At 66.2% G+C, this 21,232-nt stretch carries 23 protein-coding genes; 14 read left to right on the top strand and 9 right to left on the bottom strand.

From position 1 onward, the window contains the following. Positions 1–87: 87 nt before the first annotated feature. Together rsgA and KVT32_RS03155 are read right to left on the bottom strand one after the other, a co-directional pair. Positions 88–990 carry a ribosome small subunit-dependent GTPase A gene (rsgA, locus tag KVT32_RS03160; RefSeq protein ID WP_217617703.1) on the bottom strand — a complete coding sequence of 301 codons (903 nt, stop codon included), beginning with the start codon at positions 988–990 and terminating at the stop codon, positions 88–90. Next, a complete protein-coding gene (locus tag KVT32_RS03155) occupies positions 987–2,237 on the bottom strand; it encodes a M48 family metallopeptidase (RefSeq protein WP_175235443.1) in 1,251 nt (416 codons plus the stop codon). Before KVT32_RS03155 ends, rsgA begins: the two co-directional genes overlap by 4 nt. A gap of 61 nt (positions 2,238–2,298) precedes the next feature. Between KVT32_RS03155 and orn the strand changes: the two genes are divergently transcribed. Both orn and KVT32_RS03145 read left to right on the top strand, forming a co-directional pair. Further along, on the top strand, positions 2,299–2,844 hold the full coding sequence (orn, locus tag KVT32_RS03150) for an oligoribonuclease (protein WP_142050072.1): 546 nt from the start codon (positions 2,299–2,301) through the stop codon (positions 2,842–2,844). Positions 2,845–2,903: 59 nt separating this feature from the next. Continuing rightward, entirely contained in the window at positions 2,904–3,542 is a 639-nt protein-coding gene (locus KVT32_RS03145; RefSeq protein ID WP_217617702.1) for an NAD(P)H-hydrate epimerase, read from the top strand. 25 nt (positions 3,543–3,567) lie between these two features. Here KVT32_RS03145 and paaX read toward each other — a convergent pair whose 3' ends face one another. Then, positions 3,568–4,497, bottom strand: coding sequence for a phenylacetic acid degradation operon negative regulatory protein PaaX (gene paaX / locus KVT32_RS03140; protein WP_175156251.1), 930 nt, complete (start codon positions 4,495–4,497; stop codon positions 3,568–3,570). A gap of 172 nt (positions 4,498–4,669) precedes the next feature. On the opposite strand from paaX, the gene paaA reads away from it, so the two are divergent. From paaA to paaK, 9 genes are all read left to right on the top strand, one after another. Beyond that, the gene (gene paaA, locus KVT32_RS03135; protein ID WP_056322331.1) at positions 4,670–5,659 is read left to right on the top strand and encodes a 1,2-phenylacetyl-CoA epoxidase subunit PaaA; all 990 of its coding nucleotides are present in this window, start codon (positions 4,670–4,672) and stop codon (positions 5,657–5,659) included. A gap of 197 nt (positions 5,660–5,856) precedes the next feature. Next, positions 5,857–6,141: a 1,2-phenylacetyl-CoA epoxidase subunit PaaB gene (gene paaB / locus KVT32_RS03130; protein ID WP_006388300.1), complete on the top strand. Its 285-nt coding sequence runs from the start codon at positions 5,857–5,859 to the stop codon at positions 6,139–6,141. A gap of 16 nt (positions 6,142–6,157) precedes the next feature. Continuing rightward, entirely contained in the window at positions 6,158–6,922 is a 765-nt protein-coding gene (gene paaC, locus KVT32_RS03125; protein WP_062838627.1) for a 1,2-phenylacetyl-CoA epoxidase subunit PaaC, read from the top strand. Further along, positions 6,919–7,425, top strand: coding sequence for a 1,2-phenylacetyl-CoA epoxidase subunit PaaD (paaD, locus tag KVT32_RS03120; RefSeq protein ID WP_152383789.1), 507 nt, complete (start codon positions 6,919–6,921; stop codon positions 7,423–7,425). Before paaC ends, paaD begins: the two co-directional genes overlap by 4 nt. A 14-nt stretch (positions 7,426–7,439) precedes the next feature. Further along, complete coding sequence (gene paaE / locus KVT32_RS03115) at positions 7,440–8,528, top strand: 1,2-phenylacetyl-CoA epoxidase subunit PaaE (RefSeq protein WP_056322336.1); 1,089 nt, start codon at positions 7,440–7,442, stop codon at positions 8,526–8,528. Between the two features lie 47 nt (positions 8,529–8,575). Then, the gene (gene paaN / locus KVT32_RS03110; protein ID WP_062838628.1) at positions 8,576–10,240 is read left to right on the top strand and encodes a phenylacetic acid degradation protein PaaN; all 1,665 of its coding nucleotides are present in this window, start codon (positions 8,576–8,578) and stop codon (positions 10,238–10,240) included. Between the two features lie 15 nt (positions 10,241–10,255). Continuing rightward, entirely contained in the window at positions 10,256–11,044 is a 789-nt protein-coding gene (gene paaG, locus KVT32_RS03105) for a 2-(1,2-epoxy-1,2-dihydrophenyl)acetyl-CoA isomerase PaaG (RefSeq protein ID WP_175156250.1), read from the top strand. Further along, positions 11,044–11,514 (top strand): hydroxyphenylacetyl-CoA thioesterase PaaI, encoded by a 471-nt coding sequence (gene paaI / locus KVT32_RS03100; RefSeq protein ID WP_152385435.1) that lies wholly within the window; start codon positions 11,044–11,046, stop codon positions 11,512–11,514. Before paaG ends, paaI begins: the two co-directional genes overlap by 1 nt. A gap of 36 nt (positions 11,515–11,550) precedes the next feature. Beyond that, positions 11,551–12,864 (top strand): phenylacetate--CoA ligase PaaK, encoded by a 1,314-nt coding sequence (gene paaK, locus KVT32_RS03095; protein ID WP_062838629.1) that lies wholly within the window; start codon positions 11,551–11,553, stop codon positions 12,862–12,864. A gap of 42 nt (positions 12,865–12,906) precedes the next feature. Here the strand turns inward: paaK and KVT32_RS03090 are convergent, their stop codons facing one another. The 6 genes from KVT32_RS03090 to radC form a co-directional block, all read right to left on the bottom strand. After that, positions 12,907–14,307: an MATE family efflux transporter gene (locus tag KVT32_RS03090; protein ID WP_152383792.1), complete on the bottom strand. Its 1,401-nt coding sequence runs from the start codon at positions 14,305–14,307 to the stop codon at positions 12,907–12,909. After that, the gene (locus KVT32_RS03085; RefSeq protein ID WP_152383793.1) at positions 14,304–16,034 is read right to left on the bottom strand and encodes a glycosyltransferase family 39 protein; all 1,731 of its coding nucleotides are present in this window, start codon (positions 16,032–16,034) and stop codon (positions 14,304–14,306) included. Before KVT32_RS03085 ends, KVT32_RS03090 begins: the two co-directional genes overlap by 4 nt. Before the next feature lie 124 nt (positions 16,035–16,158). Further along, positions 16,159–16,425: a type B 50S ribosomal protein L31 gene (locus KVT32_RS03080; RefSeq protein ID WP_008164119.1), complete on the bottom strand. Its 267-nt coding sequence runs from the start codon at positions 16,423–16,425 to the stop codon at positions 16,159–16,161. Positions 16,426–16,639: 214 nt separating this feature from the next. Further along, positions 16,640–17,488, bottom strand: coding sequence for a tryptophan 2,3-dioxygenase (gene kynA / locus KVT32_RS03075; protein ID WP_152383794.1), 849 nt, complete (start codon positions 17,486–17,488; stop codon positions 16,640–16,642). A gap of 144 nt (positions 17,489–17,632) precedes the next feature. Next, positions 17,633–18,259, bottom strand: a complete 627-nt coding sequence (kynB, locus tag KVT32_RS03070) for an arylformamidase (RefSeq protein WP_062838632.1) — start codon at positions 18,257–18,259, stop codon at positions 17,633–17,635. Positions 18,260–18,350: 91 nt separating this feature from the next. Beyond that, positions 18,351–19,028 carry a DNA repair protein RadC gene (gene radC, locus KVT32_RS03065; protein ID WP_217617701.1) on the bottom strand — a complete coding sequence of 226 codons (678 nt, stop codon included), beginning with the start codon at positions 19,026–19,028 and terminating at the stop codon, positions 18,351–18,353. 50 nt (positions 19,029–19,078) lie between these two features. Between radC and KVT32_RS03060 the strand changes: the two genes are divergently transcribed. From KVT32_RS03060 to maiA, 3 genes are read left to right on the top strand one after another with little or no spacing between them, the layout of a single operon-like run. Further along, entirely contained in the window at positions 19,079–19,555 is a 477-nt protein-coding gene (locus KVT32_RS03060) for a peptidylprolyl isomerase (protein WP_081100848.1), read from the top strand. After that, a complete protein-coding gene (ispH, locus tag KVT32_RS03055; RefSeq protein ID WP_056322361.1) occupies positions 19,555–20,532 on the top strand; it encodes a 4-hydroxy-3-methylbut-2-enyl diphosphate reductase in 978 nt (325 codons plus the stop codon). Before KVT32_RS03060 ends, ispH begins: the two co-directional genes overlap by 1 nt. A gap of 49 nt (positions 20,533–20,581) precedes the next feature. After that, on the top strand, positions 20,582–21,226 hold the full coding sequence (gene maiA, locus KVT32_RS03050) for a maleylacetoacetate isomerase (protein ID WP_056322364.1): 645 nt from the start codon (positions 20,582–20,584) through the stop codon (positions 21,224–21,226). Positions 21,227–21,232: the final 6 nt, after the last annotated feature.

Below are 21,232 nucleotides of genomic sequence, written 5' to 3'. Positions count from 1 at the left end.
CGCGCTGGGGCAGGGGGGGGGGGGGGCGCGACCCGCACACGCTGACGGCCCCGATTGGGGCCGTTTTCAATGGCGCGGCGCCAAGCGTCAGTAGCGCTGCTGGCCCGCCAGATTTTCCTCAAGGATGCGTTCGTACAGCGCGTAGCGTGCAGGATCGATCCTGCCGGCCTGCAACGCCGCCATCACGCCGCAGCCGGGCTCGTGGCGGTGGGTGCAGTTGTAGAAACGGCATTCCTCGATGGGCTGCGTGAACTCCGGAAAACCGCGGATGATGTCTTCGCGGGTCAGGTGATGCAGCCCGAAAGCCTGGAATCCCGGCGAATCGATCAGGTCGCCGCCCGGCGCCGGCAGATGGTAGAGCCGGGTGCTGGTGGTGGTGTGCTTGCCCATGTCCAGCGCGGTGGAGTGCTCGCGCGTGGCGGCGGCGGCGTCCGGCACCAGTGCGTTCAGCAGCGTGGACTTGCCCATGCCGCTTTGCCCCAGCAGCAGGTTGGTGCGGCCAGCCAGGCGCGGCGCGAGCAGGGTGTGGACCTTTTCGGGCTCGAGCGCGCTCAGTTCGATGACATCCACGCCCAGCGCCGCGATGGGCGCAAGCCGCGCGCGGGCGGCCGGCAGCTCGTCGGTCAGGTCCGTCTTGTTCAGGATGATGAGCGGCGCGATGCCCGCGCTCCAGGCGCCCGCCAAGGCGCGGCCGGTCAGGTCGTCCGAAAAGGTGGGCCGCACGGCCACGACGATCAACAGCTGGTCCACATTGGACGCAAACTGCTTGGACCGCATTTCGTCGGAACGATAGAGCAGGTTGCTGCGCGGCAGGATGGCGTCGATGGCGCCTTCGTCTTTGCCTTGCGGCGTGATCTTGACCCGATCGCCCACCGCGGCGCCGGTCTTCTTGCCGCGCGGGAAGCATTTGCGTAGCGCGCCGTCGGCCAGTTCCACGGTGTAGTGGCGGCCATGCGCGGCGATGATGCGGCCTTCCATTGGCGGGCTCATGCGGCGGCCGCCATCAGGTGGCGGATGCGCACGGCGGCAGGCGGATGACTGTCATAGAAGGCGGAATGCACGGGGTCGGGCGTCAGGGTGGCGGCGTTGTCGTCGTACAGCTTGACCAGCGCGGAAACCAGGCGGTCCGGCGAGCTTTGCTCGGCGGCATAGCGGTCCGCTTCGAATTCGTCGCGGCGGGAATACCAGCTGGCAAGCGGCGTCAACATGAAGGTGAATACGGGAATGACCAGGAAGAACAGCAACAGGGCCATGGCGTCGTTGCGGCCACCCAGTTGCGGCAGCACGCCCAGGCCCACATAGAACCACGGTTGCTGCGCGACCCAACCCAGGATGGCAAAGAACACCAGCGCGGCGGCAAAGCTGAAGACCACGCGCTTGATGATGTGACGCTTGGCGAAATGCCCCAGCTCGTGCGCCAGCACGGCTTCGATTTCGTCGGCGTTCAGGCGGGCGAGCAGGGTGTCGAAGAACACGATGCGGCGGGATTTTCCGAAGCCGGTGAAGTAGGCGTTGCCATGCGCCGAGCGGCGTGAGCCGTCCATGACGAAGAGCCCGTTCAAGGCAAAGCCGCAGCGCTGGGCCAGGCGCTGGATGCGGCCGGCCAGTTCGGGGTCGGAAAGCGGCGTGAACTTGTTGAATAGGGGGGCAATGAACATCGGGTAGATGATCAGCAGCGCCAGGTTGAACACCGTCCAGAGCGCCCAGGCCCAGATCCACCAGTAGGCGCCTGCACTGCCCATCAGCCACAGCACGGCGGCGGCCAGCGGCAAGCCCAGCACGGCGGCGACCAGGAGGCCCTTGAGGGCATCGGCCACGAACAGCCCGAGCGTCATGCGGTTAAAGCCAAAGCGCGCTTCCAGCTTGAACTGGCGCCAGAGCGTGAAGGGCAGGCCCAGCAACCCCAGCACCAGCGCCACGGTCACCAGCAGCAGCATCTGCCGCACGAAGTCGTTGCTGGTAAGCTGGCTGACCGCAAGGTCGATGAACTGCAGCCCGCCCAACAGCGTCAGGGCGACCAGCACGAGGGCGTCGTAGGTGCGTTCGAGCATGCCCAGCCTGACCCGCGCCACGGTGTAATCGGCCGCCCGTTGGTGGCTGGCCAGCCCGATGCGATGGGAGAATTCCGCAGGCACCTGGTCCCGATTGCGGGCGACGTGGCGGATCTGGCGCGACGCCAGCCACATGCGCACGGCAATATCGGTCAGCAGGAAGGCAACGAACAGCAGTGTGAACATGGGCAATGCGTTTTGCTCAAGAAGGGATGTGCGAAAATCGCGTGTTTTAAAGGCAAATTATATGGCTGCGAACGAAAACCGCCTGATCTGGCTCGACATGGAAATGACGGGGCTGGACCCCGAGAAAGAACGGATTATCGAAGTCGCCGTCGTGGTGACCGAGCCTGACCTGACGGTCGTGGCCGAAGGGCCGGTGATTGTTGTGCACCAATCCGACAGCCTGCTCGACGCCATGGACAGCTGGAACAAATCCACCCACGGCAAAAGCGGGCTCATCGACAAGGTCAAGGCCTCCACGGTGTCCGAGGCGCAGGCAGAGGATACGCTGTTGGCGTTCCTTGCGCAGCATGTGCCGGCCGGAAAATCGCCGATGTGCGGCAACACCATCAGCCAGGACCGCCGTTTCATGTTTGCGTACATGCCGCGCCTGGAACAGTTCTTCCATTACCGCAACCTGGACGTCAGCACGCTCAAGGAGCTGGCGCGCCGCTGGGCCCCCGCCGTCTACAAGGGATTCGAGAAAAAGAGCCGCCACGAAGCGCTGGCCGACATCTACGAGTCCATCGACGAACTCAAGTACTACCGCGAGCATTTCCTGAAGGTCTGAGACCGGCGGCGGACCGCCGGGTTCCGAACGACACACGGCCTTGCCGCCGCGCTTCGCTTATGCCGTCCTACTCCGTCGCGCAGATCCGTCTTGCAGAGCAGCGCGCCCTGGCATCCGGGCGCACCCTGATGCCGCTTGCGGGCGCCGCGGCCGCCAACTTCGTTACCGCGCGGGTTCCCGCGAAGGCCTCGGCGCTTGCCCTGGCCGGTCCCGGCAATAACGGCGGGGACGCGTTGGAAGCGGCCACGCTGCTGCTGGCGCGGGGCTTCGATGTCCATGTGGTGCTGCCTTCCGGCCCCGGCAAGCTGCCCGCCGACGCTGCCCGTGCCTGGGCCGGCTGGCTGGCCGCTGGCGGACAAGCGCGCACGCATGAAGACCTGCCTGACGGACCGTCCCCTGATCTGGTGATGGACGGCCTGTTCGGCATCGGTCTGAACCGTCCCCTGGATGCCAAATGGCAATCCCTGATCGATGCGGTCAATGCCTTGCAGGTGCCGGTGCTGGCGCTGGATGTGCCCAGCGGCATCGAGGCCGACAGCGGGGCGGCGCTGGGCCGCCCGATTCAGGCGCGGTGGACGTTATCTTTCATTGCGGTCAGCCGCGGGCTGTCGCTTCCCGGCGCGGGACGCGCGGCCGCCGGAGAGTGCCACGTCGATACGCTGGGCGTCGTCATGCCCGCCGACAGCGCAGACCGCTGAGCTGCCGCACCGGGGAGGGGGCAGCTCAGGCCGGCCGTCCGCCAAACCGGGTTTCGACCTCGGGCGACAGCGGGCGATAGCGTTCGTTGTCCTGGCCGGCCAGGGCATCCAGGTGGATCTCGGACGGATCGAATACCTTCCAGTAGAGCCGGCCGCATAGGTCGCGGGCGGCGTGGCCGGGCCAGTTGTCCGGCAGCATGGGGGCGGGAAGCTGCGGGTCGTGCAAGACGATCCGGCGCCAGCTGTGCAGCACCATGACGCGGACGGTAAATGCGTCTGCGGGCGAGGGCGCGTCGTCCAGCAGCTTTTCCAGCGGGCCGAAATTGCGCGAGAACTGCCGGTATTGCTCGGCCACGTCGTCCAGGTTCCAGCACTGGGTGGCCAGGCTGGCGATGGGCAGCCCGCCGGCCCCGGCCAGATCGCGGGCCGACAGCACCAGGGCGCGGTCCGGAATGCCCAGCTTCTCAAGGATCTCGTGCGCGGCGCGCGCCTCGGTGTGCGGATGCGCAAACAGCCCCGGCGCGATCATGCCGAAGCCTTCCCAGGTCAATTCGCGGCGCAACTCGCCGCGTTCAGCCAGTCCGTTGCCCGTGCGGGGCAGCGCGACCAGCGTCCATTCCCCGTTCCATTCCTTGGCGCCGCCTTCGTAGATGCGTTGCGACGCGTGCGACGTATACCGCGCGCCTTGCTCGGAGATCAGGTACAGGCTGCGCCGGCCGTGCCGTTCGGACTGCAGCCAGTTCTGCGCCACCAGGCGAAAGACGCTGGTGCGCAGCAGGCGTTCGTTGATGCCCAGCGGGGCGAGCAGCTCGATCAGGCTGCCCAGCCAGATGGCGCCGCCGTGGGGCGCGAGGGCATCGCCCAGCACGCTGACGCAGAGCGATTTCGCGCGGGGCGGATCGCTTTTCAATAAGCGGGACAGGGCGCGTTCCAGGGGCGACTGAGGGTTTGCCATAAGGAGGGCCGCGGACGGCCGATATCGGGATGCTGGATATGATACATAAATCCAATGTGATACAGATTTGAGTTTGACAATGAATTTTTTGTATTAAATAATCGATCGATGACATGACGGCACTGCGCAGCGTTTGCTTTGCGTTTTCGCAAACCGTCTCAAGGAGACAACTATGTACGCTCAACTCGTCGAAACCGGCGTCAAGCAGGTCAAGACCGCGGACCAGCTTGAAGGCCTGGAACAGACGTTCCAGCGGCGCATCGACGACGGCGTCCGCATCGAGGCCAAGGACTGGATGCCCGAGGCCTACCGCAAGACCCTGATTCGCCAGATCTCGCAGCACGCGCACTCGGAAATCGTGGGCATGCTGCCCGAAGGCAACTGGATCACCCGCGCGCCGTCCCTCAAGCGCAAGGCCATCCTCCTGGCCAAGGTGCAGGACGAAGCGGGCCACGGGCTCTACCTGTACAGCGCCGCGGAAACCCTGGGCGTGTCGCGCGACGACCTGATCGACGACCTGCACGCCGGGCGCGCCAAGTACTCCAGCATCTTCAATTACCCCACGCTCAGCTGGGCCGATATCGGCATGATCGGCTGGCTGGTCGACGGCTCGGCGATCATCAACCAGATTCCCCTGTGCCGGTGTTCGTACGGCCCGTACGCGCGGGCCATGGTGCGTGTCTGTAAGGAAGAGTCCTTCCACCAGCGCCAGGGCTATGACCTGCTCATGCAGATGTGCCTGCACGGCACGCCCGAACAGAAGGCGATGGTGCAGGACTCGCTGAACCGCTGGTGGTGGCCGGCCCTGATGATGTTCGGCCCCTCGGATGCGGATTCGCCCAACAGCGCCCAATCGATGGCCTGGAAGATCAAGCTCTTCTCGAACGACGAGCTGCGCCAGAAGATGGTGGACCAGACCGTGCCCCAGGCCGAGTACCTGGGCCTGACCGTCCCGGATCCTGACCTGAAGTGGAACGCCGAGCGCGGTCACTACGACTTCGGCGAAATCGACTGGACCGAGTTCTACGCCGTGCTCAAGGGCAACGGCCCCTGCAACCGCGAACGCCTCGCCGCGCGCGTCAAGGCGCACGAGGACGGCGCCTGGGTGCGCGACGCGCTGGTCGCCCACGCCGAAAAGCAGTCCGCCCGTAAAGCCGCTTGAGGTGGTTCCCCCCCGGAGCGCTGCGCGCTTCCCCCCCATGGGGGCGCCGCAGCGGACCGGCGGAGCCCGGATCCGCGCGGCCCCGCTGGCCCTTGCTGGCGCTTCGGGATCGGTCAAATTTCTGGCATTCGCAGTTCCCAATTTCATTTATTGCAGACCGTTGGCGCCATGCGCCCCGGCATTAGAGGAAATCCATCATGAGCAAAGACTGGCCTCTGTGGGAAGTCTTCATCCGCAGCCAGCACGGCCTGGCGCACAAGCACGTGGGCAGCCTGCATGCCCCGGATGCGGAAATGGCGATCAATCATGCCCGCGACGTGTATACGCGCCGCAACGAGGGCCTGAGCATCTGGGTGGTGCGCGCCTCCGATATTTCGGCCAGCAGCCCGGGCGACAAGGATCCGCTGTTCGAGCCGGCCAACAGCAAGGTCTACCGGCATCCGACCTTCTTCCCGATGCCTGAAGAAATCAAGCACATGTAAGGCGGGTGGGGGAGACATGGATAAAGCACTCTTTGAATACCTGCTGCGTCTGGGCGACACGTCGCTCATCCTGTCGCAGCGGCTGGGCGCCTGGACGGGCCACGGTCCGATCCTGGAAGAAGACCTGGCGCTGACCAACACGGCGCTGGACCTGCTGGGCCAGGCCCGCATGTGGCTGACGCTGGCCGGCGAGGTCGAGGGCGCGGGCCGCGACGAGGACGCGCTGGCCTATCTGCGCGACGCGCACGAATTCCGCAACGCGCTGCTGGTCGAGCGCGACAACGGCAACTATGCCGACACCATGGCGCGGCAATTCCTGTTCGACGTGTGGCATTACTTCCTGCTGCAGCGCCTGGAGACGTCCGCCGACGAGCGCGTTGCGGCCATCGCGGCCAAGTCGCTCAAGGAAGTCACCTATCACGTGCGGCGTTCCTCCGACATGGTGGTGCGTCTGGGCGACGGCACGGCCGAAAGCCACGCCAAGATGCAGGCCGCCATCGACGACGCGTGGCGTTTCACCGGCGAGCTCTTCGCCGATGACGCCATCGACCAGGACCTCGCGGCGCGCGGCATCGGCTGTGAGCTGGCCGCGCTGCGCCAGCCCTGGCTTGCGCACGTGCGCGAAGTGCTGGAAGAAGCCACCTTGACGGTGCCCGACGAGGCGGCCGCAAACCACGCGGCGCACCGCGGCGGCCGCCAGGGCAAGCACACCGAGGCGCTGGGCTACGTGCTGGCTGAAATGCAATACCTGCCCCGCGCCTACCCGGGAGCCACGTGGTGAACGCGCTCGCGCCCATTTCCGCCGACCAGGTCTACGCCTGGCTGCAGGAGGTTCCCGATCCGGAGATCCCCGTGCTGTCCGTGGTGGACCTGGGCGTGGTGCGCGATGTGTCGTGGGACGGCGACGCCTGTGTCGTCGTCATCACGCCGACTTATTCGGGCTGCCCCGCCATGCGCGAAATCACGCAGGACATCCGCCAGACGCTCGAACGCCACGGCGTGCCCGAGGTCCGGGTGGAAACGCGCCTCGCGCCCGCCTGGACGACCGACTGGATGACCGAAAAAGGCCGCGAGGCCCTCAAGGGTTACGGCATCGCGGCCCCCGCCGAACGCGCCATCGACATCTCGGGCATCAGCCGCCGCGAGGCCGCGCCGGCCATCGCCTGCCCGCGCTGCGGGTCGCGCGACACGCGCCTGGTCAGCAATTTCGGGTCCACGTCGTGCAAGGCGCTGTATCGCTGCGTCTCGTGCCGCGAGCCCTTCGATTATTTCAAGACTCACTAAAGAGTGGTTTCGAGATGAGCCAGAACCAATTCCATGCTTTGAAGGTGGCGTCCGTCGCGCGCAACACGCGCGACGCCGTGGTCGTGACCTTCGACCTGCCCGAGGCGCTGACGGAAGAATTTGCCTTCCAGCCCGGCCAGTACCTGACGCTGCGCACGCAGCTCAACGGCGAAGAACTGCGCCGTTCGTATTCGATCTGTTCGGCGCCGCGCGACAAGCTCCTGCGCGTGGCGATCAAGAAGGTCGACGAGGGCGTGTTCTCCAGCTGGGCCAATCACGAATTGCAGCCTGGCCAGACGCTCGAAGTCATGGCGCCGGCCGGCAACTTCACGGTGGATTTCTCTCCCGAGAACCAGCGCCACTATGTGGCCTTCGCGGTGGGCAGCGGCATCACGCCTGTCTTTTCGCTGGTCAAGACGGCGCTGTCGACCGAACCCAAGAGCAAGTTCACCCTGTTCTTCGGCAACCGCGCGTCGTCCGCGGTGCTGTTCCGCGAGGAAATCGAAGACCTGAAGAACCTGTACATGGACCGCTTTTCGCTGGTCTACGTCATGAGCCGCGAGACGCAGGACATCGAGCTCTTCAACGGGCGCCTGGACGGGGACAAGGTCGATCAGCTCATGTCGGCCTGGATGAGCCCGGAGGATATCGATTACGCTTTTGTGTGCGGTCCCCAGACCATGACGGAGAGCGTGGTCGAACGGTTGCAGGCGCGCGGCATCCCGAAGTCGAACATCAAGTTCGAACTCTTCGGCGCGCCGAAGGGCCCGCGCGCGCTGCGCACCGGGCAGGACGCCCGCCAGGCGCCCGGCAAGGGACAGTGCGAGGTCACCGTGGTGCAGGACGGGCATAGCCGCATGTTCGTCATCGACAAGAACAAGGACAGCGTGCTGGATTCGGCGCTGGCGCAGGGCATCGAACTGCCGTATTCGTGCAAGGGCGGGGTGTGTTCCACCTGCCGCTGCAAGGTGATTGAAGGCGAGGTGGACATGGACGCCAACTTCGCCCTTGAAGACTATGAGGTCGCGCGCGGGTTCATCCTGAGCTGCCAGAGCTTCCCGGTCAGCGACCGGCTGGTCATCGACTTCGACCAGGAAACCTGACCCGGCGCGCGCCAGGCAAGCATTCAAATCTTATTGGAGAGACAAGCGTGTCCCAGAAATTCTTCGAACGCCACCAGCCCCTGCTGGAACAATCCCTGGCAGCCGCCGCGCTGCGCGGCTACTGGAGCCCGTTTGCCGAGTCGCCCAGCCCGCGCAACTATGGCGAGACCGCCAACGACGAGGGCCGCGCCGCCTTTGAAGCCCTCAAGGGCAAGCCCTTTCCGCTGAACCTGCACGATGCCGACGGCGTCGTGGGCGGCGAAAAATCGCCCTATGGTTTCGACCTGGGCATCACCTATCCGCGCGTGCCGGCCGACAAGCTGATCGCCGCTTCCAAGCGCGCCCTCGAAGACTGGCGCCGCGCCGGTCCCCACGCCTGGGTGGGCGTGTCGCTGGAAATCCTGGCGCGCCTGAACAAGCTCAGCTTCCAGATCGCCTACGCGGTCCAGCACACCACCGGTCAGGGCTTCATGATGGCCTTCCAGGCCGGCGGCCCCCACGCGCAGGACCGCGGCTTTGAAGCCGTCACCTACGCCTGGCAGGAGATGTCGCGCATTCCGGGCGTCGCCGTCTGGGAAAAGCCGCAGGGCAAGAACGATCCCATCCGCATGGAAAAGCACTTCACGATCGTGCCGCGCGGCGTCGCGCTGGTGATCGGCTGCTCGACCTTCCCGACGTGGAACGGCTACCCCGGGCTGTTTGCCAGCCTGGCGACGGGCAACACCGTCATCGTCAAGCCGCACCCGGGCGCAATCCTGCCGCTGGCCATCACCGTGAAGGTGGCGCGCGAAGTGCTGCAGGAAGCCGGCTTCGATCCCGACGTCGTGCAGCTTGCCGCCCATGAAGCGGGCGACGACACCGCGCAGAAGCTGGCGCTGGACCCCGCGGTCAAGATCGTCGACTTCACCGGCAGCACCGCCAACGGCGACTGGCTGGAGAACAATGCGCGCCAGGCCCAGGTCTACACCGAGAAGGCCGGCGTGAACCAGGTCATCATCGATTCGACCTCGGACCTGAAGGGCGTGGCCCGTAACCTGGCGTTCTCGCTGGCCCTGTATTCCGGCCAGATGTGCACGGCGCCGCAAAACATCTACGTGCCGCGCGACGGCATCAACACGCCCGAAGGCCGGGTCAGCTTCGACGACGTGGCCGCCGCGTTGGGCGTGGCGCTGGAAAAGGTCGGCGCCGACGCCGCCAAGGCCGTCGAACTGACGGGCGCCATCCAGAACGAAGGCATCGTCGAGCGCATCGAGAAGGCGCGCGCCTTGGGTCTGCCGGTCGTGGCCGACAGCAAGACGCTGGTCCATCCGCAGTTCGAGAACGCGCGCGTGCGCACGCCGCTGCTGCTGCGCACCGAGGCCGGCAACCCGGCGCTCAGCCAGGAGTGGTTCGGTCCCATCGCGTTTGTCGTGGCCACCGATTCCACGGCGCACAGCATCCAGCTGGCGCGTGACAGCGTCATCGAGCACGGCGCGCTGTCCCTGTCCGCTTACACCACGGACGAGCGCGTGGCCGAGCAGATCCAGGACGCCGCCGAAGTGTCGGGCGTATCGCTGTCGCTGAACCTGACCGGCGCGGTGTTCGTCAATCAGACCGCGGCCTTCAGCGACTTCCATGGCACCGGCGCCAACCCGGCGGCCAACGCGGCGCTGTCGGACACGGCGTTCGTCTCCAACCGCTTCCGCGTGGTGCAAACCCGCCGTCACATCTAAGCCGGGCGATCGCACATGACCTACCAGGATATTCAATTCGACCTGTCGGGCGGCATCGCGCGCCTGACGCTTAACCGCCCGGACAAGCTCAACAGCTTCACGGCCAACATGCACGCGGAAGTGGCCGACGCGCTGACCCGCGTCGAAACCGAAGGCGCGCGCGTGCTGGTGCTGACGGGCGCCGGCCGCGGTTTCTGCGCCGGCCAGGACCTGAGCGAGCGCAAGCCCGCGCCCGACGGCACGCCGCCCGATCTGGGCGAGACCGTCGACAAGTTCTACGCGCCGCTGGTGCGCCGGCTGGGCGCCTTGCCCATGCCGGTCGTGGTGGGCGTGAACGGCGTGGCCGCGGGGGCGGGTGCCAATCTGGCGTTTGCGGGCGACATCGTCATCGCCAAGGCGTCGGCCAACTTCATCCAGTCGTTCTGCCGCCTGGGGCTCATTCCGGATACGGGCGGCACGTTCGCGCTGCCCCGTCTGGTGGGTCGCGCCCGCGCCATGGGCCTGGCCATGCTGGGCGACAAGCTGAGCGCCAAGCAGGCAGAAGAGTGGGGCCTGATCTGGCAATGCGTGGCCGACGAGGAATTCGACGCCGCGCTGGAGCGCCTGGCCACGCATTTCGCGTCCGCGCCCACCAAGGGCCTGGCGTTCACCAAGCGGGCGCTGCAGGCCAGCCTGGGCAATGACCTGTCCACGCAGCTGGACCTGGAGCGCGACATGATGCGCGAACTGGGCCGCAGCGCCGACTATGCCGAAGGCGTGGCCGCGTTCCTGGGCAAACGCGAACCGCAGTTCAAGGGGCAATGATGGGCGTTCACGTTCCCCCCGTTGAAGTGCCGGCCGATCCGCAGGAACTGGCGCAGGCCGTGGGCTCGGTGATGTATGCCGGCGACGCGGCCTCGCAAGGCCTGGACATGAAGGTCGAGGAAATGGCGCCGGGCTACGCGCGGCTGACCATGCGGGTGCGGCCCGACATGCTGAACGGCCACAAGACCTGCCACGGCGGCTTCATCTTCGCCCTGGCCGACAGCGCCTTCGCGTTCTCGTGCAATTCGCGCAATGTCAGCACCGTGGCGTCGGGTTGCACGATCGACTATCTGGCGCCGGGATTCGAGGGCGACCTGCTGACCGCCGTGGCCCAGGAGCGTTCGCTCGCTGGCCGCACCGGCGTCTACGACGTCACCGTGACCAACCAGGACGGCCGCAACGTGGCCTTGTTCCGGGGACGTTCGTACCGCATCAAGGGCCAGATCGTCGGGACGCCCGCGGACGCCTGACTGCATTACAGAACCAAAGAGAAGAGAGACATCATCATGCCCAACACCATGAGCAAGCCGGGACTGGATCCTATCGAGCATGCCAGCCAGGACGAGCTGCGGGCGCTGCAGCTGGACCGCTTGAAGTGGACCCTCAAGCATGCGTACGAAAACGTGCCGCACTACAAAAAGGCGTTCGACGAAGCCGGCGTGCACCCGGACGACCTGAAGCAGTTGTCCGATATTTCGAAGTTCCCGTTCACCACCAAGAAAGAACTGCGCGAGAACTATCCGTTCGGCATGTTTGCCGTGCCGCGCGAGCGCATCTCGCGCATCCACGCGTCCAGCGGCACGACCGGCAAGCCGACCGTGGTGGGCTACACGCAGGGCGATCTGGACAACTGGGCCAACCTGGTGGCCCGTTCGATCCGCGCGGCGGGCGGCAAGCCCGGCGATACGGTTCACGTGGCCTACGGCTACGGGCTGTTCACGGGCGGCCTGGGCGCGCACTACGGAGCCGAACGCCTGGGATGCACGGTCATTCCGATGTCGGGCGGACAGACTGAAAAGCAGGTCCAGCTGATCAATGATTTCCGTCCGGACATCATCATGGTCACGCCTTCCTATTTCTGCAACATCCTGGAAGAGCAACGCCGCCAGGGTATCGATCCGCGTCAAAGCTCGCTGCGCATCGGCATTTTCGGGGCCGAACCCTGGACGGGCCAGATGCGCGCCGACATCGAGGCCGAAGCCGGCATCGACGCCGTCGACATCTATGGCCTGTCCGAAGTGATGGGCCCGGGCGTGGCGAGCGAATGCGTCGAGACCAAGGACGGTCCGGTCGTCTGGGAAGATCATTTCTACGCCGAGATCATCAACCCGGACACGGGCGAACCGGTGGCCGACGGCGAACCGGGCGAACTGGTGTTCACGTCGCTGACCAAGGAAGCGATGCCCATCGTGCGCTACCGCACGCGCGACCTGACCCGCCTGTTGCCGCCCACGGCGCGCAGCATGCGCCGCATCGGCAAGATCACGGGCCGCAGCGACGACATGCTGATCGTGCGCGGCGTGAACATGTTCCCCACGCAGGTGGAAGAACTGGTCCTGAAGATCGCGCAGCTTGCGCCGCATTACCAGCTGGTGCTGAGCCGCACGGGCAACATGGACGAGCTGGAGATCCTGACCGAAGTGCGCGCCGAGTTCTCGGGCCTTTCCGACGCGGAGCGCGCCAACCTGGGCAAGCAGTTGCAGCACGCGGTCAAGACGCACATTGGCGTCAGCGCGCGCATCCAGGTGTCGGATGCCGGGCATGTGGAACGCACATTGACCGGCAAGGCGCGCCGGGTGATCGACAAGCGTCCGAAGTAAAAAAAAAGCAGCCGCAAGGCTGCTTTTTTTATTGCGCCGTCACTACTGACCCACGGTGCGCAGGATCCGCCGGTACCAGAAGTGCAGCAGGGCGGCCGACAACGCCAGGCCGAACATGGCCATCAGCCACATGCTGCCGGCGCCTTGCGGCGATCCCGGCACCAGCAGGTCTCGCAGGCCGTCGATGCCGCCCTGGCCGGGACCGAAGCCGAACCACCAGCCGCCCACCAGTCCCACGCCGGCCAGCGCGACCGTCTGCAGGATCAGCGGCACGACGGCGATCTTGTAGGCGCGCAGCAGGTACGAGTTGATGCACTGCATCGAATCGAACAGATGGAACAGCGGCAGGACGGCGAGCAACGTGGTCGCCACGGCAGCGACCGCGGCGTCGTCCGTGTACGCGGCCAGGATGAGCGGTCGGCCGATCAGCAGCACGGCGGCCGTCAGCAGCGCGCCTATCAGGCCCAGCGCCAGGCCGGCCATGCCGGTGCGGTGCGCATGCGCGTAGTTGCCCGCGCCGATGGCCTGCGCCGTCAGCGCGGCGGTCGCCACGCCCAGCGCCATCGGCATCATGTAGCAGAGCGCGGCCAGGTTCGACATGATCTGATGCCCGCCGGTCACGAAGGTGCCCTCGCGCGCCACCAGCAGCGCCATGAAGGTGAACGCCGACACCTCGACCAGGTAAGAGCCGCCCATCGGGACGCCCAGACGCAGCAGTTCCTTGAGCGCCTTCCAGTCAGGCTTGCCGATGCGCAGCTGGAAACGGCGGTAGTAGCGGTCGTGCGTGATCACCCACAGGCCCAGGCCCAGGCTCATCCAGGACACCACGGCCGTGGCCAGCCCCGCGCCGGCCGCGCCCATCGCGGGCAGGCCCAGCTTGCCGTAGATGAAGATCCAGTTGAACAGCGCCTTGAAGCCGATGATGGACAGGTTGATGGCCATGACGAGCTTGGGCCGCGACACCGCGGTGCCCAGCGCATAGATGGTGCGGAACACCAGCGCGGCGGGCAGCGCCAGGACCAGCGCCTGCAGGTAGGACGCGATGCGGTCGCGCACGCCGGGGGCAACATCGCCCGACATGAAGAGCCACATGTCCGGAAACAGCATCAGCACCGCGCCCACGACCGACAGGCCAAGCGCCAGCCACACGCCCTGGCCCCAGCTTTTGCCGACTTCCAGGTTGTTGCCGGCGCCGAATTGCTGCGCCAGGATCGGGATCAGGGCATGCACGACGCCCATCAGGCCGACGAAGATCGTGATGTAGATGGAAGCGGAAAGCGCCATCGCCGCCAGGTCGTCGGGGCTGGAATGCCCCGTCATGGCGGTGTCCAGCACGCCGAACGAAATGCTGGCCCACTGGCTGATGAGCACGGGCCAGGCCTGCTTGAGGATCCCGCGCAGGGTGGCGCCGAAGGTCATCGGCGCCGTCAAGGCAGGGGTCATGGCTTGGCGCCGGTGCGCAGCAGGCGGAAGGTTTCGGAACGGTCGGCGCGGCGGCCGCCTTGCCAGAGGACTTCGGCGCCTTCGCTGTAGGCAGCGGTGCCGTCGCGCAGGCTTTGATTGGTGGTCTGTTGCAGGACCAGCGTGCAGCGCGTGTCGAACGGGAACGACAGGTTGTTGAAGATGAGGAACGAGGCGCGTTGCCCGCTGCCCAGGCTCAGGCCGCGGATGCACTCGCCGGGACGCTTGTGCTGCGCGATGGCCTCGGCCAGCTGGCCCGACACGGTGCGATAGCTGCGCGCGTAGTCCACCGCGGGTTGCCACAGCAGCACCAGCAGGATCCAGGTCACGGTCAGGCCGCCAGCCGACAGCACCGTGCCGCGCCAGAGCGCCTGCGGGCGCACGCGCAGCCGCCATACGACCAGGACGATCCACCCCAGCGTGAAAAGGACGGCCAGGGCAAAGGCCACCCACGAGATCACGGGCTCATAGCCGGTGGTCTGGCGGGCGATGTTGCGGGAAATCTGCGCCGGCCAATGGAAATGCAGCGCCACCCAACCGAGCCAGGCGGTGGCCACGGTCAGCGAAAAGCACATGACGGCAAACCAGTCCAGCGTGTTCACCACGCCGCGGCGCAGGGTGGGAAGCGAGAACGCGCCCAGCACCGCGCACGGCACGGCCAGCAACACGAATTCGGAGTCGCCGGCCTCGTCCACGAAGAACAGGATGACGGTTGAGCACGCCAGCAGCATCAGGGGCACCCAGATGTGCGGGGCATGGATCCAGGCACGCCAGCGCCAGATGGCCAGCAGCGCCAGCGGCCAGGTCGGCCACAGGTACCACGGCAGGTCGCGCAGCGTGCGGGCGGCGTCATGCAGGCCCGGGATGGCAAACGACGACAGGTTCCAGGTCTTCCAGTTGCGGATCCAGTATTCGCTGCCCTGGCTGGCCGGGATCCACCAGGCGAGGATCAGGCCGGCGGCCAGCACTGCGGCCCAGAGCAGCCAGCGCTTGCATTTCCAGAGCGGGCTGCGCGGATAGAAGGCCAGCGCCGCGCCGATCATGATGGGCAGGGCGCCGACCCAGCCGCGCGTCAGAAAGCTGGCGGCCAGCGCGATGCCCAGTGTGGTGGAGCCGGTGACGGGGCGGTCCACGGTGCGGGCCAGCGAATAGAACGCCAGCGCCTGGCAGGCCATGATCGCGGGCATGACCGTCGTTTCATGGGTGCGCTGCAGGATGCCGACGGTGGCGAGCAGCAGCAGCAGGGCGGCGTCGGCCAGCATGCGGCCATAGTCGCGGGGTTCGGGTTCGCCGCCGAAGGGCAGCGCCAGCGGTTGGGCCTCGGCGCGGCGGCCCAGCAGGTACGTGCCGTACCAGACGCTCGAGGCCGTGATCCCGAACCACAGCAGGTTGGGTAGGCGGCCGGCGGTGATGTCGCCGATGAACGGGCCAAACAGCCAGATGCTGATCGCGCCCACCCACGTGATCAGCGGACCTTCCTCGGCGTGCGCCAGATGCCCCACCTGCGGCAGCAGCCAGGTCAGGCCGCCTTCGCGGATCGCGGTGATCATGGTCGCCAGTCCGACGGCGTCGTCGGTTTTCCACGGGTCGCGCATGAACAGCCCGGCCACGATGTAGGCCAGGGACAGGCCCAGCAGGATGAGGCGGGGCAGTTTTGCGGTGGCGACCGACGTCAGCCGGGCCGGGGTGGAAATGGAAAGTGGGGACACGGGCGTTAATGTAACCGAGTGGTCGGAATGCGCCACCCCCTGACCGATTGTCCGGCGTCAAGGGGGGAAAAAAAAGCAGCCCGAAGGCTGCCTTTTTGCTGTGACTCCCGTAGGAGCAACAGGATCAGGAAGCGGACTTGACCGTGCCAGCAGTGCGGGCAAAGCGGGCGCGGAACTTTTCCACGCGGCCGGTTTCGACGATGCGGGTCTGGGCGCCAGTGTAGAACGGGTGCGATTCGGAGGTCACGTCGCACTTGAAGAGCGGGTACGTCTTGCCGTCGAGTTCGACGGTTTCGCGCGTCTGGACGGTGGAACGGGTGATGAACTTGTTGCCCGTTTGCAGGTCGGCGAAGACGACTTCGCGGTATTCGGGGTGAATGCCTTCTTTCATGGTGCTTTCCTAGACTCGGTCGAGTCTTTTTCAAGAGTTAGGGTCGCCAGCTACAGCTGCCTGGGTTGGGTTTGCCTACACCCAATGGCGCGACAGGCGCTAGCCACGTATCCAAAAAGTAACCCCGCATTCTAGCACGCGATATTGCCCTCGGCCAGCCGTAAGTGGACGCCTGGGCCAGCCTGCGGCCCGGGCGCCTTGACGCGAGAGAACGTCAGAGATCCGTGCGCAGCTTCCAGATTTCCGGAAACAGCACGACTTCCAGCATGCGCCGCAGGTAATCCACCCCGGACGTGCCGCCCGTGCCGCGCTTGAAGCCGATGACCCGTTCGACCGTCGTCACGTGGCGAAAGCGCCACAGCCGGAAGGCATCTTCCAGGTCGGTCAGCTTTTCGCCCAGCTGGTACAGCGCCCAGTAGCGGTCCGTGTCGCGGTAGACCGTCAGCCACGCGGCTTCAACCGCCGCAGACGCCTGATAGGGCTGCGTCCAATCGCGCTCCAGGTAGTCCGCGGGAATGTCCAGGCCATTTCGCGCCAGCAGCCGCAGCGCCTCGTCATACAGGGACGGCGCCTCGTAGGCGCTCTGCACCTGGGCCAGCAGGTCGGCGCGGTGCGAATGCGGCTTGAGCATTGCCGCGTTCTTGTTGCCCAGCAGGAATTCGACCTGGCGGTACTGGTAGCTCTGGAATCCGCTCGACCGCGCCAGATAGGGACGCAACGCCGAGTATTCGGGCGGCGTCATGGTGGCCAGCACGTCCCAGGCGTGAACGAGCTGCTCCATGATCTTGCTGACACGCGCGAGCATCTTGAAGGCGGGCTGCAGACGGTCTGCCGCCACGCTGGCGATCGCCGCGCGCAGCTCGTGCAGCATCAGCTTCATCCAGAGTTCGCTGGTCTGGTGCTGGATGATGAACAGCATTTCGTTGTGCTCGGGCGACATCGGATGCTGGGCGCCGAGCAGTTCGTCCAGATGCAGGTAATCGCCGTAGGTCATGTCGCGCGCGAAATCGAGCTGCGCTTTTTCCTGGTGGACGATGTCTTCGGGGCGTTCGTTCTGGTTCATGCGCGGCCTCCGGGGCAGGGCGGGGCGGCGCGGCGGGCGGATGCGAGCAGGGCGCGCCAGTGGGGCGCGAATAGCAATTGCATGGTCGATTCTCCGGGTGGGGCGGATGCAGTCGCGCAGCCGCTCCCAGGCAGGCAAATCAGCCTACAGTTCGCGCAGGACCGCGCGGACCGGGCTGGCATCGGCCTGGACCAGCGCCAACGGCAAGGCGATCAACTCGTAATCGCCTTCCGGCACGTCGTCGAGCACCAGGTTCTCCAGTACCCGCATGTCATGCCGCAAGATCGTGTGGTGGCTGTCCAGGGTCTTGCTGGAAGCGGGGTCGATGCTGGCGGTGTCCAGACCGATCAGCATGACGCCGCGTTCGGCCAGCCATTCGATCGTCTGGGGCGCGTAGGCGGAGAAGTCGTCCGTCCACCAGTCCTGCGCGGCATGCTTGGCGGTGCGCACCAGCACGCGGGGCGGCAGGTTGTGCGCCGCATGGGCAAGGTGATCGATGGTGATGAGCGCGCCGCAGTCGATCGCGTGGATGACGCGGCAGGGGCCCAGAAAGGGTTCAAGCGAGACCGCGCCGATGGCTGCGGCCCCGTTTTCGTAGTGCAGCGGGGCGTCGGCATGCGCACCGATGTGCGGCGACAGCGTGATTTCGCTGACATTGACCGGACAGCCAGGCGTGAGCGACCACTTCCATTGCTGGCGGTACGGCGTGTCGCCCGGAAACACGGGCGATGCCGTCGAGACGGGCGGGGAAATGTCCCACAGGCGTTTCATGGCAGGCAAGAAGGGTCGCGAGGGCCGAAATTAGGTTAAGCCTAAAACAATATCGGGCGGTAGTCTAACGGAATTCCGGCCCGCGTTGCGGTCAGAGGCAGCCCAGCTCGGCCATCGACAGCGCCGAGCCGCCCGCGACGATCAGGTGGTCGACCAGCCGGACGTCCACCAGCGCCAGGGCTTGCTTCAGGTGCCGGGTGAAGCTCTGGTCAGCGGCGCTTGGCGAGGCCACGCCCGATGGATGATTGTGCGCCACGATGAGGGCCGCCGCGTGGTGGCGCAAGGCTTCGCGCACGACCTCCCGGGGGTAGACCGCCGCCTGCGACAGCGTGCCCCGTGCCAGTTCGCCGGTGGCGATCAAACGGAGTTGGGCGTCCAGGTAGAGCGCGATGCAGTGCTCTACCTGGCGATGCCCGAGCGCCGCCTTGCAGTATTGCTTCACGCGGGTCGGGTGGTTCATGGCGATGTCCCTGACCAGATCTTCTTCCAGCGCCCGGCGCGCCAGTTCCAGCAAGGCCGCCAGGGTGCAGGCCTTGGACGAGCCCAGGCCGGCGACGGCCATCAGTTCCTCGGGCGAGGCGCTTAAAAGGCCGCGCAGGCCGCCGAACCGGTCCAGCAACTGGCGGCACAGATCCACCACATTCAGCCCCGGAATGCCCGTGCGCAGGGCGACGGCAAGCAGTTCGGCGTCCTGGATGGATGCGGCCCCGTGGCGCAGCATGCGCTCTCGGGGACGGTCTTGTTTTGGCAGCCGGACGGACAATTTCATAAGAGGCTCTAAAATCAGGGTTTACTCAAATACCCATACGGTGGCAGATCGTGAGCATCGCCTCTAATGAAGTGAACGTTTTGGTCCGTCCGGATTCCTACCTGACGCTGCATTACCGCATCACGCTGGCGTCCGGCCCGGGCGCTGGCTCCATCTTCACGGACACCTTCGATGGCCGGCCCGGCACGCTGCAGATGGGCAGCGGCCAGTGGGCGCCCGGCCTTGAGGCCGCATTGGTCGGCCGCGCCGAAGGCGACAAGTTCAGCGTCACCATCGAGCCCGCCGATGCCTACGGCGACCGCAATCCCGAACTCATCCAGCGCGTCACGCGCGCCATGCTGGCCGAACACGCGGGTCCGGATGCCACCTTCGAACCCGGCGACCTGGTCGAATTCACCGCGCCCAACGGGGGCCGCTACTCGGGCGTCCTGAAGGAAATCAACGACGACTCGGCCCTGTTCGATTTCAACCACCCGCTGGCGGGCATCAGCCTGAAAGTGGACGTCGCGCTGCTGGGAGTGCTTTGATGAGCCAGGCTGTCACCGCCTCCGACGCCGAAGTCCTGCTGGCGCAGCCGCGCGGCTTCTGTGCAGGCGTGGATCGCGCCATCGATATCGTCGAGCGGGCTATCGAACTGCACGGCGCGCCCATCTATGTGCGCCACGAGATCGTTCACAACCGCTATGTCGTCGAAGACCTGCGCGCCAAGGGCGCCATCTTCATCGACGAGCTCGAGGACGCCCCGGCGGGCGCCATCGTGGTGTTTTCGGCGCATGGCGTCTCCAAGGCCGTGCGCGCCGAAGCCGAATCGCGCGGCCTGCAAGTGTTTGACGCCACCTGCCCGCTGGTCACCAAGGTCCACATCGAAGTCGCACGCATGCGCGCGGCCGGCCGCGAGATCATCATGATCGGCCACAAGGGCCATCCCGAGGTCGAGGGCACCCTGGGGCAGGCGCAGGGCGGCATGTATCTCGTCGAAACCGTCGAGGACGTGGCCGGCCTTGATGTCGCAAACCCGGAAAACCTGGCCTTCGTCACGCAGACCACGCTGTCGGTCGACGACGCGGCCGCCGTGTCGCAGGCGCTCAAGGCGCGTTTTCCCAACATTGCCGAGCCCAAGAAGAGCGACATCTGCTATGCGACGCAGAACCGGCAGGACGCGGTCAAGGTCATGGCGCCCGAATGCGACCTGGTGCTGGTCGTGGGCAGCCCGAACAGTTCGAACTCCAACCGGCTGCGCGAAGTGGCCGAGCGCAAGGGCGTTGCGTCCTATCTGATCGACGGCGCGGATTCCATCGATCCGGCCTGGCTGGCTGGCCGCAAGCGCATTGGCGTGACCGCGGGCGCCTCGGCGCCGGAAGTGCTGGTGCAGCAGGTGATTGCGCGGGTCAAGGAACTGGGCGCCGTCTCGGTGCGCAAGATGCCGGGGCTCGAAGAAAACGTCGCGTTCCCGTTGCCCAAGGGCTTGTCGCGCAAGGCGGCCCAGACCGAATCGCTGGAATGAACAAGCGCCGCCCGTGCGGGCGGCGCCACAAGAACACCGAGGAGACTTCATGCAGCTCTACAGCTACTTCCGCAGCTCGGCCGCTTACCGCGTGCGCATCGCCTTGAACCTGAAGGGCTTGCCCTACGAATACGTGCCGGTCCATCTGCTGAAGGACGGCGGCCAGCAGCTGTCGGCCGATTACCGCAAGGTGAATCCGACCGCTCTGGTTCCGGCGCTGGTCGACGGCGATGCGGTTATCGGCCAATCGCTGGCCATCATCGAATACCTGGAAGAGACCCATCCCCAGACGCCGCTGCTGCCGGCCGACGCCATCGGCCGCGCCCGGGTGCGCGATCTGGCGCTGGGCATTGCCTGCGACACGCATCCGCTGAACAACCTGCGCGTGCTGAAGTACCTGAAGCACACGCTGGGCGTGGACGAAGCGGCCAAGACCGCCTGGTACAAGCACTGGGTGCATCAGGGGCTCGAAGCCCTGGAAGCCCAGTTGGCCGGCTCAAGCGCCACGGGCCAGTTTTGCCATGGCGACACGCCCACCATCGCGGACCTGTGCCTGGTGCCGCAAGTGGCGAATGCGCAGCGCTTCGAGTGTGACCTGTCGGCCATGCCCAATGTGCTGCGCATCGATGCGGCGTGCCGGGCCTTACCGGCTTTCGAAAAGGCCGCGCCGGGCAACCAGCCCGACGCGGAGTGACACAGC

This window comes from Achromobacter sp. GbtcB20 (assembly GCF_019091095.1).
Classification (GTDB): Bacteria; Pseudomonadota; Gammaproteobacteria; order Burkholderiales; family Burkholderiaceae_B; genus Achromobacter; species Achromobacter mucicolens.
Note: the sequence above shows the minus strand (reverse complement) of the source record. Positions and strands in the feature narration are given on the sequence as shown.